This window comes from Inquilinus sp. (assembly GCF_039594555.1).
In the GTDB taxonomy this organism is placed as follows: Bacteria; Pseudomonadota; Alphaproteobacteria; order DSM-16000; family Inquilinaceae; genus Inquilinus.
In genome coordinates this window covers 1-11,490 of record NZ_JBCNNF010000220.1, presented here as the reverse complement: position 1 = coordinate 11,490, position 11,490 = coordinate 1, and the positions used below count along the sequence as shown (strand labels likewise).

General features: G+C 71.0%; 10 protein-coding genes. 4 read left to right on the top strand and 6 right to left on the bottom strand.

Annotation, left to right across the window (positions count from 1 at the left end; all coding sequences use genetic code 11):
• The 6 genes from ABDW35_RS21945 to ABDW35_RS21920 form a co-directional block, all read right to left on the bottom strand.
• Positions 1-921: sugar ABC transporter permease (locus ABDW35_RS21945; protein ID WP_343716009.1), on the bottom strand; the 921-nt coding region annotated here is incomplete at its 3' end.
• The gene (locus ABDW35_RS21940; protein WP_343716008.1) at positions 918-2,168 is read right to left on the bottom strand and encodes an extracellular solute-binding protein; all 1,251 of its coding nucleotides are present in this window, start codon (positions 2,166-2,168) and stop codon (positions 918-920) included. The genes ABDW35_RS21940 and ABDW35_RS21945, both read right to left, overlap by 4 nt.
• A gap of 25 nt (positions 2,169-2,193) precedes the next feature.
• Positions 2,194-3,969, bottom strand: a complete 1,776-nt coding sequence (locus ABDW35_RS21935; RefSeq protein ID WP_343716011.1) for a GH116 family glycosyl hydrolase — start codon at positions 3,967-3,969, stop codon at positions 2,194-2,196.
• A gap of 2 nt (positions 3,970-3,971) precedes the next feature.
• Positions 3,972-5,072, bottom strand: a complete 1,101-nt coding sequence (gene ugpC, locus ABDW35_RS21930) for a sn-glycerol-3-phosphate ABC transporter ATP-binding protein UgpC (RefSeq protein WP_343716007.1) — start codon at positions 5,070-5,072, stop codon at positions 3,972-3,974.
• Between the two features lie 4 nt (positions 5,073-5,076).
• A complete protein-coding gene (locus ABDW35_RS21925; RefSeq protein ID WP_343716006.1) occupies positions 5,077-6,465 on the bottom strand; it encodes a glycosyl hydrolase family 28 protein in 1,389 nt (462 codons plus the stop codon).
• Positions 6,455-7,675, bottom strand: coding sequence for an ROK family transcriptional regulator (locus ABDW35_RS21920; RefSeq protein ID WP_343716005.1), 1,221 nt, complete (start codon positions 7,673-7,675; stop codon positions 6,455-6,457). The genes ABDW35_RS21925 and ABDW35_RS21920 overlap by 11 nt, the downstream gene beginning before the upstream one ends.
• Positions 7,676-7,984: 309 nt before the next feature.
• Here ABDW35_RS21920 and rimP point away from each other — a divergent pair, with 309 nt between their 5' ends.
• The 4 genes from rimP to ABDW35_RS21900 form a co-directional block, all read left to right on the top strand.
• Positions 7,985-8,539: a ribosome maturation factor RimP gene (rimP, locus tag ABDW35_RS21915; protein ID WP_343716004.1), complete on the top strand. Its 555-nt coding sequence runs from the start codon at positions 7,985-7,987 to the stop codon at positions 8,537-8,539.
• A 14-nt stretch (positions 8,540-8,553) separates the two neighbouring features.
• Complete coding sequence (nusA, locus tag ABDW35_RS21910; RefSeq protein ID WP_343716003.1) at positions 8,554-10,044, top strand: transcription termination factor NusA; 1,491 nt, start codon at positions 8,554-8,556, stop codon at positions 10,042-10,044.
• Positions 10,041-10,745: an RNA-binding protein gene (locus tag ABDW35_RS21905; protein WP_343716010.1), complete on the top strand. Its 705-nt coding sequence runs from the start codon at positions 10,041-10,043 to the stop codon at positions 10,743-10,745. The genes nusA and ABDW35_RS21905 overlap by 4 nt, the downstream gene beginning before the upstream one ends.
• A gap of 21 nt (positions 10,746-10,766) precedes the next feature.
• The coding region (locus ABDW35_RS21900; protein WP_343716002.1) for a translation initiation factor IF-2 associated domain-containing protein at positions 10,767-11,490 on the top strand (724 nt) is incomplete at its 3' end.

Below are 11,490 nucleotides of genomic sequence, written 5' to 3'. Positions count from 1 at the left end.
CAGTACCGTCAGCGCCATCAGGATGGCGAACAGAGCCATCGACTGGGCGGCGGCGAAGCCGGCCGAAGCCGGCTTGGTGAAGCCGGTCTCGTAGATCGCCTGGATCAGATAGACCGTGGCCCGGCCGGGGCCGCCATGAGTCAGCGACACCACCACCTCATAGACCTTGAACGCCTCGACCGAGGCCAGGACCAGGGCGATCAGCATGGTCGGCCGCAGCAGCGGCAGGGTGATGCGGCGGAACATCCGCCACGGCGTCGCGGCGTCGATCGCCGCCGCCTCGTAATAGTCGCCGGGGATCATCATCAGCCCGGCGATGAAGATCATCATGTAGAAGCCGGCATTGGCCCAGACCCAGACGAAGACCAGCGCCGCCTGGGCCAGCAGCTCGTTCTCCAGCCACGGCACCGGGGCGATGCCGGCGAGGTCGAGCGCGAAGTTGATCAGGCCGGAGTTGTAGCCGAGCAGCCATTTCCAGACGATGCCGACGATCAGCAGGCTGGTCATGTAGGGGAAGAACACCACGGCCCGGATGGCGCCGACGCCGCGGAACGGCCGGGCCAGCAGCAGGGCGAGGGCCAGCGACACCGCGATCACCAGCGGCACCGCCACGCAGACGAAGCCGATGGTCTTGACCAGCGTGCCGGTGAATTCCGGGTCGCTCGCCAGCGCCAGGTAGTTGTCGAGCCCGATGAAGACCGGATGGGTGGCCGGGGCGCGCGGCGCCACCACCAGCCCGCGCTTGAAGAAGGAGGTCCAGAAGCCCTGGACCAGCGGGAACAGCGTGAAGACGGCGAGCAGCAGCAGTGTCGGCGCGACCAGCGCGTAGGGGAACAGCCGCGCCCCCAGCCCGCGGCCCGCGGCGCCGGACCGGTCGGGGCGCGCCTCGCCCCGACCCGCCATGTCTGCCGCGCTGGTCACTGCTCCGCCTTCAGCGAATCCTCGGCCGCCTTGGCGATGATGTCCATCGCCTGGGCCGAGGTGATCTGCCCGGCCACGCGCTGGATCACCGCCTGCTTGATCGGGTCCCAGACATACTGCATCGCCGGGTTGCCCTGGTCGGTGCCGGCATAGAGCGGGCTGGCCGCCAGCTCCTTCTGCAGCGCCGCCAGCGCGGCGCTGGCCCTGGCGTCGCCATAGTCGACCGGGCCGGTCTTCAGGCTGGCCGGGATCATCATCAGCGGCGCTGCATACTTCGCCTGCACCTCTGGCGTCGAGAACCAGCGCAGCACCTGCAGCGCCTCGTCGACATGCTCGCCGGTGTTGAAGGCGATGATGTAGTCGCCGCCGACGACGCTGGACGCCACCTCGCCATGCGGCGTCGGTCCGGCCTGCCAGGCGAAGCCGGCATCGGTGACCAGGCTGCTGATCTGCCAGCTGCCCGACATCCAGGCCACCGCCTGGCCGTGCAGGAACAGCTGCTTCGGGTTGTCGGCGCTGGAGCCCTTCCACAGCCCGGGCGGCATGTGGGTCTCGGTGATCTTGACGAAGTCGTCGAGGATTTGGGCACCGCGCGCCTTGTCCAGCACCACCTTGTAGGGCGGCGCCTCGGTGAAAATGTGCTGTCCGTTGTGGTAGAGATAGGTGATCCAGCGGCTGGCCGAGACGTCCCAGACCAGCGGATAGCGGACCCCCGCCTTTTCCGACACCGTCTTGGTCGCGGCCAGGAACTCGTCCCAGGTCCAGCCCTTGGCCGGGTCCGGAATGGCGACGCCGGCCTTCTTGAACGCTTCGGCATTGAGGAAGATGCCGGTGGCGGTGACGTCGAGCGGCGCGGCGATGATCTGGTCGCCCAGCTGCGCGCCGGTGGCCCAGGCCGGCACGAACTGGGCGAGATAATCCTTGCCGAAATCCGGGGCGAGGTCGGTCAGGAAGGGCCGGATCACCGGCCGCATGCTGGTGGTCTTGGCCAGGTCCGGCGCGGTGCCGGACGCCGCGACCTGGGCCAGCTTCTGGTCGTAGCTGTCATAGGGGACGATCTGCAGCTTGAAGGTGGTGTCGGGGTGCTGGGCCGTGTACTCGGCCAGCAGGCCGCGCAGCACCTGCTCCTCCTGGTCGCTGTTGGTGGTCCACATCACCGTCAGCTCCGCCGCCATGGCGGGGCCGGCCAGGGCCGCGAGCGCGGCGCCGGCCAGAAGCGCGGTGCGGATGGTCCTTGCGAACGTCATGTCGAAAGCCTCCCGTTGCGGCCGTTCACGGCCTTTGGTGATCCCCCGCCGCGCCGGCGAGGACCTGCGATGCGAATTCCAGCGCCACCCCGGCCGGAACGCCGCTCCAGCCCTGCAGCAGCGAGCCGCGGCCGAAGGGCGGGCTGAAATATTCGACCGCGCCGAGCCAGCCATTCTCCAGGCAGCTCTCCCACCAGCGCAGCAGCGGGTAGCGCCAGCCCGGCAGGCCGCGGCGCAGCAGCTCGCGCGCCAGCACCCCGTCCCAGTAGGGCCAGTCGGAGCCGTTGTGGTAGCGGTAGGCGAAGGCCGATTTGGCCCGGGTGTCTCGGCGCCGCTTGTAGGGCGGGAAGGCGCAGAGCACGCCCCAGTCGCCATAGGGCTGGTCGGCATTGGCGCCGCTGTACAGCCGGCGCTGCATCGCCTTCAGCGTCGCCCCGGCCCGGTCCGGCGTCAGCGCGTCGGCGCGCAGTAGCGTCAGGCTGTCGATGGCGAGATGGTCCTCGGTGAAGCCGTCGTCGTTGCGGTATTCGGCGCACCAGCCGCGCTCGGCCAGCCACAGCCGGCGGCCGATCGCCTCCCGAGCCCGGGCTGCGACCTCCGCCGCCTCGGCGGCCAGCTCAGGGTCGCGGTCGCGGCCCAGCGCGGCGATGGCGTCGAGCGCGCCGACCCACAGGCCGAGGTCATAGGCCACCAGCCCCTGGCGATAAACGTTGTCGGCCCAGTCGCGCTCATGGTTCGGTTTCACCGGCAGACCGTCGCCGGCCGCGTCGAAGCCGCGGTAGCGCCGGTAAATCGTGCGGATCATCGGCCAGTGCCGCTCCGCCGGGCCGGTGTCGCCGGTGGCGCGGACATAGTCGGCGATCATCAGGATGAAGAACAGCGGGCTGTCGAAATGATCGCTCCACCAGTCGCCCGGCCGCAGATGCTCCTTCGAGATGAAGGGGTCGGTGCGGCGGAACACCTCCCAGGCGGCGGATTGCTGCGGGCCGGACAGGATCACCGCGCTCGGCGCTTCGCCGTCCGGCTGGATCCCGGCCGCGAGCATGTCGATCTCATCCCGCACCGCCTCCGGCGCCAGGGCCAGCAGCGGCTGCACCGTCCAGTAACCGTCGCGGTAATAGGTCCGGGCCGGCGCGGAATAGGCCTGGCCGGCGGCGAGGCCGGCGAAGCGCCCGGCCGGGTCGCGGCGGATGCTGGACAGCGCGGCATGCGCCCCCTGCTGCACCATGCTGCGCAGCACCGGGTCGGCGGCAGGCAGCCGGTCGACGGCGCGGAGATGCGCCTCGGCCTCGGCCATGATCGCCGTGGCCGACAGCGACAGCGCCGTCTCGGCCTCCGCCCGGTCGGTGCCGGCGGCGACGACTAGGTCGCCGCCCCGCGGCTGCAGCACCAGACAGCCCCAGGGCAGGTCGACGATGCGGCGGCCATCCTCGCGCCGGACCGTCCCCGGCCGGCCGGCATCGCGGTGCCACCAGGCGCAGCGCGGCGCCGGCGTCACCCGCGCCGCGTCGGCCACGCCGCGCAGCAGCAGGACCGGCGCGCTCTGCGCCACATGCAGCGACCAGCCGGCCCCCTCCGCCCGGTTCGGGCCATAGGTCACCGGCCCGGGCAGGGCGCCGAGCGACAGGGTGGCGAGATGGCCGGCGCCCCAGATCGAGATGCTCAGCCGGCCGTCGGGCAGCAGGTCGCCCTGCAACCGCGGCGCCATGAAGGGCAGGTGCACCGGCACCTCGGCCCGCACCAGGCCGCTGGCGAGCGGCGAGAGGGGAGCGGCCGGACGGTCGAGTTCCACGGCGACCATGATCACGCCGCCTCCGCCAGAGGGGCGAGCGCGCGGCCGTCATCCTCGCGGAAGACGTGGCAGCGCCCGGGCGGCAGCGACAGCGGCAGCACCGACCCGATCGCGACCGAGAGCTCGTCCGGCACATGCAGGATGGTGCTGTCGGCGGCGCCTTCGACCGTGCCGTAGACATAGGTCTCGGTGCCGACATTCTCGCTGTGCTGGACCAGGAGGCGCACCGGCCCGTCATCGCCCAGGCGCAGATGCGACGGCCTGATGCCGACCGACACCGCGGCGCCCGGCGCCAGCCCGCCGGCATCGACCGGCAGCGTGACGGTTCCGAGGCCGGGCGCGTCGATCACCGCCCCCGCCTCCGACCGCCCCGTCAGGGTGCCGGCGAACATGTTGATCCGCGGCGAGCCGATGAAGCCGGCGACGAACTTGTTGGCCGGGCGGTTGAACAGCTCCAGCGGCGGGCCGAACTGCTCCAGCTTCCCGTCGCGCAGCACGGCGATGCGCCCGGCCATGGTCATCGCCTCGACCTGGTCGTGGGTGACGTAGATCATGGTGGTGCCCAGCTCGCGGTGCAGCTTGCTGATCTCGGCCCGGGTCTGCACCCGCAGCGCGGCGTCGAGGTTGGACAGCGGCTCGTCGAACAGGAACAGCGACGGGTTGCGCACGATCGACCGGCCGATGGCGACGCGCTGGCGCTGGCCGCCCGACAGCTCCTTCGGCCGCCGGTCGAGATAGGGCTCGATTGCCAGCATCTTCGCCGCGACCAGGATGCGGCGGTCGATCTCCGCCCGGGCCATGCGCAGATTCTCCAGCCCGAAGGACAGGTTCTGCCGCACGGTCATATGCGGGTACAGGGCGTATGACTGGAACACCATGGCGATCTCACGCGCCGCCGGGCTGGCCGCGGTGACGTCCTTGCCGCCGATGCGGATGGTGCCCTCGGTCGGCGTCTCCAGCCCCGCGATCAGCCGCAGCAGGGTGGACTTGCCGCAGCCCGACGGGCCGACGAAGACCACGAACTCGCCGTCGCGGATCTCGAGGTCCATGCCGTGGATCACCGGAACCGGGCCGAAGGCCTTCTTGATGCGCTCGAGGGTCAGGGACGCCATTCCGTCAGCTCCGGCTGTCAGGGGCCAGGTCGGGTGTGATGGTCACGTGCCGCAGCACCATCGGCGCTCGGTTCCAGCCGGGCGGCAGCAGCGTCGGGCGCCGCAGCCGCAGCTGGGCCAGGCCGAGATCGTCGACATGCCGGGCATAGAGCGCGGGCATCCCGCCCTCATACGGCACCAGCCCGACGATCTTCCCGTCGGCGCCGCGCACCCAGGCGTTCTTGCGGCCTTCCTGCCCCGGCTCGGGCGCCAGGTCCGCGGTCGTCGGGCGCAGGTCGTAATGGCCGACCGGGTCCAGCCGCCCCACCACCTGCCGCAGGTCGATATTGGCGAGGGTGACCGGCCCGACCGGCCGGTCCGGCAGGCCGACCAGCACCACGGCGCCCTGGGCCCGGCCCGACAGGCCGTCGATCACCACGTCGCGCACCGCGCCGGGCTCGATCCCCGGATGGCGGCGGGCGATGGTGATCGTCACCGGCTCGCCGCAGCCCCAGAACCCCTCCGGCGTCTGGTGGCAGTCGACCGTCACCCCGCTCACGCGGATACGCTCGATCACGCCGCCGTCGCGCGAGAAGATGCCGAAGGCCCGGTTCGACGCCGCGACCACGCAATCGGCGAAGACCACGTCGCGGATGTCGGCCCAGGTCTCGGTGCCGATCTTCAGCGCACAGCTCTCGCTCTCGATCACGCAGCCGGTGACGACGATCCGCTCGCAATGGCGCAGCCGGGCCGGATCGCGCCGCGTCGTCTTCAGGCAGATGCCGTCATCCGCGGCGCTGATGAAGCAGCCCTCGATCCGGGCATCGCAGCAGCCGTCGAGGTTGATGCCGTCGGTGTTGGGCATGCGCTTGTCGTTGCGGATCTCGACATTGCGCACCACCGCCCGGCGACAGCCGACCAGGTGGATCGTCCACATCGGCGAATCCTCGATGCCGATGTCGGCGATCTCGACCCGCTCGCAATCCTCGAACACGACCATGCGCGGCCGGCGCTCGGCCGGCAGATGCGTGCCCAGGCTGCCGGCGCCGGCGACGCGCCAGTGCCGGCTGTCGCCGACCAGCAGGCCGTGGCCGGTGATGCCGATGTCGCGGGCGCCCGAAGCGGTGATGAAGCCGCGGTCGGACTCCTCGGCGATGCTGTCGACCGTGGTCCCGGCATAGCGGTCCCAGCCCGGCGCCGCCGCCAGCCGGGCGCCCGCCGGCAGGTGCAGCCGCACCCCGTCGAGCAGGCGCAAGCCCCCGCTGGTCCAATCGCCGGGCGGCACGGTGATGACGCCGCCGCCCCGGGCATGCGCCGCGGCGATGGCGGCGCGGATCGCCTCCGTCAGGTCGGTGCCGGTCTCCGGCACGGCGACCGCGACGGCGCCGCCGGCGTGGGCGGGATCAGGCGGCATCGGTCATCATCCTCAAGGTGACGGGCAGCGGCAGCTCGCCCGGCAGGTCATGGGCGCCGAACAGCGTGTTGTGCAGCCGATTCAGGCCGACCGCGAGCGCGCCGATCAGCGTGGCGCGGTTGCCGAGGCTGCTGCATTCGACCGGCGGCGGATCGATCAGGCAGCGGCGCAGCGCCGGCTCGATCAGGTCCCGCATCTCCGGCCGGATGCCGATGCTGCCGCCCAGCACCACCCGCTCCGGATCGACCACGGCGCAGATCGCGGCGATGGCCAGGGCCAGCAGGCGCGCCGTCTCCGCCAGCGTCTCCCGGGCTGCGCTCTCGCCGGCGGCCGAGCGATCGAAAATGTCGCGCACCGTGAGGCCGGGCTTCCCGCCCGCCGCCTCGTAGCGGGCGACGATGCCGCCGGCGGCCGCGGTCGCCTCGAACACGCCCTTGGCCCGCAGCTCCGGATCGAAGGGATCGCCGCCAAGCGGCAGGTAGGAGACCTCGCCCGCCGCGCCGCGGGCGCCGCGCAGCAGCTTGCCGTCGACCAGCACCCCGGCGCCGATGCCTGTGCCGACCGCCATGAACACCAAAGTGGCGGCGTCCCGGCCGCGGCCCTGCCAGTGCTCGCCGATGACGCCGAGATTGACGTCGTTCTCGACCCGGACCGGGCAGCCCAACGCCGCCTCCAGCGCGCCGCGCACGTTGAAGCCGTCGAAATCCGGGATGTTGGGGGCGAGGCGGATGCTGCCCGTGGCCGGGTCCAGCACGCCGGGACTGCCCAGCACCGCGACCTTGATCCGGCCGGCGTCGACGCCGCTGCGGGCGACCAGCCGGTCCCGCAGCGCCACGATCTGGGCCAGGATGGCCTGGCCGCCGGTGAGGTCGGTGGGCTCCACCACCTCGTCGACGATGCTGCAGGCGAGATCGGCCAGGGCGACGATCACCTTGCTGCCGCCGAGATCGATGCCGAGGACGAAGGCGGCGTCGGGCCGGACCTCGTAGGTCACGGCCGTGCGCCCGATGGCGCCGTGCGTCCGGCCGGTCTCGCGCACCCAGCCCGCCTCCTCCAGCACCCGCATGACCTCGGAGATGGTCTGCTTCGACAGCCCGGTCTCCCGCGCAATCTGGGAGCGCGAGATCGGCCCGCGATGGAGGACCGTCTCCATCACGGCGCGGAGGCTGAGCTGGCGCATCAGCGGCACGGGGTTGTCGAGGCGCAGCATCGTCCCCATTTGTTCGGCAAGGTGACGAACTAAGCCTGCGCACGGAAACGGACGCTGTCAACGGCGGAATCGGACCCGACAAAACAGCCGGCTCGGTGCCTCATGCCGCCCCTGCCGAATCAAGCCGCGGCCTGCGGGGGCGAATCAGGTTGCGTAATTGTGGCGGATGGCTATATATCAGCGCCGTTACCCATAGCGTTTGACTTGACTATGGTTCGGTCAAACGATTGAGAGGGTGGGCTGCGGCCCGCCTTTTTTCGTTGTGGTGACGGCTTTCCAAGGCTCTGGACGCGGGGAATGCCGGAGAGGATGACGCAAGTGGATCAGGTGCGCTCGATCGTGGCGCCGTCGCTCGAAGCGATGGGCTATGAGGTCGTGCGCGTCCTCATGACCGGCGGCGAGCATCGGCCGCAGTTGCAGATCATGGCCGAGCGGATCGACCGCCGCGGCATGACCGTGGACGATTGCGCCGAGATCAGCCGGGCGGTGTCGGCCATCCTCGATGTCGAGGATCCGATCCCGACGGCCTACACGCTCGAGGTCTCCTCCCCCGGCATCGACCGCCCGCTGACCAGGCCCGCCGACTATGAGCGCTTCCTCGGCCACGAGGCGCGGCTCGAGACGCGGGTTCCGGTCGACGGCCGCAAGCGCTTCCGCGGAATCCTGGCCGGGCTTGAGGGAGAGACGGTGCTGCTGCGGTCCGAGGAGATCGGGGAGGAGCCGGTGCGGCTGCCCTTCGCCGAGATCCAGCGGGCCAAGCTGATCCTCACCGACGCCCTGATCGACGCCGCCGCCGCAGAGGTCGAGCAGGCGGAGGCTGCGGCCGCTGCCGCTGCCCCCCAGGCCGACACCCAAGACGCATAGGAACGCCCAAGGCTATGGAACTGCTGCACGTTGCCGATGTCGTGGCCCGCGAGAAGAGCATCGATCGCGACGAGGTGCTGACCGCGATGGAGCAGGCCATCCAGAAGGCTGGCCGCTCCAAATACGGCCATGAGCATGACATCCGCGCCCATATCAACCGCAAGTCGGGCGATATCGAGCTGCGCCGCTACCGCCAGATCGTCGAGGCGGTCGAGGATGAGGCCACCCAGCTGGACGCCAAGGACGCGTCCAAGCGCTGGCCGCATCTGAAGGTCGGCGACTTCGTCATCGACGACCTGCCGCCGATCGATTTCGGCCGCATCGCCGCCCAGACGGCGAAGCAGGTGATCGTGCAGAAGGTGCGCGAGGCCGAACGTCACCGCCAGTTCGAAGAGTACAAGGACCGCGTCGACGAGATCGTCAACGGCTCGGTCAAGCGCGTCGAATACGGCAACGTCACGGTCGACCTCGGCCGGGCCGAGGGCGTCATCCGCCGCGACGAGCTGCTGCCGCGGGAGCATTTCAAGGTCGGCGACCGCGTCCGCGCCTATATCTACGACGTGCGCGAGGAGCCGCGCGGGCCGCAGATCTTCCTGTCGCGCACGCATGGCCAGTTCATGGCGAAGCTGTTCGCCATGGAGGTGCCGGAGATCTATGACGGCATCATCGAGATCAAGTCGGTGGCACGCGACCCGGGCAGCCGCGCCAAGATCGCGGTGATCTCGAAGGACAGCTCGATCGACCCGGTCGGCGCCTGCGTCGGCATGCGCGGCAGCCGCGTCCAGGCCGTCGTCGGCGAGCTGCAGGGCGAGAAGATCGACATCATCCCCTGGTCCGGGGACGCCGCCACCTTCGTGGTCAACGCCCTGGCCCCGGCCGAGGTGGCCAAGGTGGTGCTGGACGACACCCAGAACCGGATCGAGGTGGTGGTGCCGGACGACCAGCTGTCGCTGGCGATCGGCCGCCGCGGCCAGAATGTCCGCCTGGCCTCGATGCTGACCGGCTGGGATATCGACATCCTGACCGAGGCCGAGGAGAGCGAGCGCCGCCAGGAAGAGACCAAGCAGCGCAGCGAATTGTTCATGGAGGCCCTGGACGTCGACGACGTCATCGCCCATCTCCTGGTGGCCGAGGGCTTCCGCCAGGTCGAGGAGATCGCCTACACGCCGCTCGAGGAGCTGGCGGAGATCGAGGGCTTCGACGAGGGCGTGGCCGGCGAGCTGCAGGAGCGCGCTCTGCGCTGGCTCGAGGAGCGCGACCGACAGCTGACCGAGCGGTATAAGGAGCTCGGTGTGGCCGACGACCTGGCGGCGCTGGAGGCATTGACCCCGGCGATCCTGGTCAAGCTCGGCGAGAATGGGGTCAAGACCCTGGACGACTTGGCGGATCTGGCCGGCGACGAGCTGGTCGAGATCCTTGGTGAGAAGACGATCTCGCTCGACGATGCCAACGCCCTGATCATGCAGGCGCGGGCGCATTGGTTCGAGGAGGAGGAGAAGGCCTGAGCGACACGACTGCCCATCCCCCCGAGGACGCGGACCTGCCCGAGCCCGTTGGGCCCGAGCGGCGCTGCATCGCGACCGGCACCGTGCGGCCGAAGGCGGAGCTGATTCGCTTCGTCGTCGGCCCCGACGGGCAGGTCGTGCCCGACCTGGCGGAACGCCTGCCGGGCCGCGGCCTGTGGGTGAGCGCCGAGCGAGAGGCCTTGCTTCGGGCCCAGGCCAAGGGCCTGTTCGCCAAGGCGGCCCGCCAGTCGGTCCGTGCCCCGGACGATCTGGTCGATCGGGTCGAGGCACTTTTGCATCGCAGCTGCATCGATCTCATCGGAATGGCACGCCGGGCGGGACAGGCGGTGGCCGGATATGAGAAAGTGCATGCGTGGCTGGCCGAGGGCCGTGCCGCGGTGCTGTTGGCGGCATCGGACGGCGCGGCGGATGGGCGGGCCAAGCTGGCGGCCCTGGCCGCCGCGGTCCGCCCGGCACCGGCCCTTGTGGAGATCTTCTCCGCCGACATGCTCGGGATGGCCTTTGCCCGGGACCGCATGGTACACGCTGCGATCGCTCGCGGCGGGCTGGCGGAACGGCTGGTCGCGGAAGCGGCACGGCTGGACGGAATTCGTGGTCGAGCCGACCGGGTCGGACCGGCTGGACGTGGTGTGGTCGACGGGGCATCGGGTGCCGCGCCGGCCTTCTCTGTGCAGGGATAGCGGCGGATCACGCTGGACGATATGACGGATAGCAAGGAACAGGATCGCAAGACGCTGTCGCTGGGCAGTGCGAAGCCCAAGCTCACCCTGGGTGGGAAGCCGGCCGATTCATCGGGTCAGGTGCGCCAGCAGTTCAGCCACGGCCGTTCGAAGGCGGTGACCGTCGAGGTCAAGCGCCAGCGCGGCGGCACCAACACGGCCCTGGCCGATGGCGGCGCCGCGGCACGGCGGGCGGCCGAAGGCCAGCCCGGGCGCAGTGCCCGCGGCGGTGGCGGCGGCACGCTCGGTGGCCGGGTTCTCTCGCAGGCCGAACGCGAGGCGCGGCAGCGCGCCCTGCAGGTCGCCCTGCGCGAGGAGGAGGCCCGCCGGCACCTGCCGGAGCCGGAGGAGCCGGCCGATCAGGCACAGGATGCCGAGGTCATCGAGGTCGCGCCGGAACCGGCAGCGCCGCTCGATCCCGAGGCGCTGCGCCGGCGCGAGCTGGAAGAGCTCAACGCCATCGAGAGTGAGGCCAAGCGCAAGATCGAGGAGGAGCGCTTCCTGCTCGAGGAGGAGCAGAAGCGCCGCGACACCGAGCGCGCCGCCGAGGATGCTCGCCGCAAGGCGGTCGCCGACCGCTCCGGCCAGGCCGCCGCGGCGCGTGCCCCGGCCGCCGATGCGGCCGGTCTGCGCGGCGTCCCGGCCATGGCCGACGACGAAGAGGACACCCGCCGTCGCACTGGTGGTGCCCCCGGTCGCGGTGCGC

Excerpts from the sequence above, each read along its gene's own strand:
- ABDW35_RS21940 (WP_343716008.1), bottom strand. The coding sequence starts at position 2,168 with ATGACGTTCGCAAGGACCATCCGCACCGCGCTTCTGGCCGGCGCCGCG.
- ABDW35_RS21935 (WP_343716011.1), bottom strand. The coding sequence starts at position 3,969 with ATGGTCGCCGTGGAACTCGACCGTCCGGCCGCTCCCCTCTCGCCGCTC.
- ugpC (WP_343716007.1), bottom strand. The coding sequence starts at position 5,072 with ATGGCGTCCCTGACCCTCGAGCGCATCAAGAAGGCCTTCGGCCCGGTT.
- ABDW35_RS21925 (WP_343716006.1), bottom strand. The coding sequence starts at position 6,465 with ATGCCGCCTGATCCCGCCCACGCCGGCGGCGCCGTCGCGGTCGCCGTG.
- ABDW35_RS21920 (WP_343716005.1), bottom strand. The coding sequence starts at position 7,675 with ATGCTGCGCCTCGACAACCCCGTGCCGCTGATGCGCCAGCTCAGCCTC.
- rimP (WP_343716004.1), top strand. The coding sequence starts at position 7,985 with ATGACGCAAGTGGATCAGGTGCGCTCGATCGTGGCGCCGTCGCTCGAA.
- nusA (WP_343716003.1), top strand. The coding sequence starts at position 8,554 with ATGGAACTGCTGCACGTTGCCGATGTCGTGGCCCGCGAGAAGAGCATC.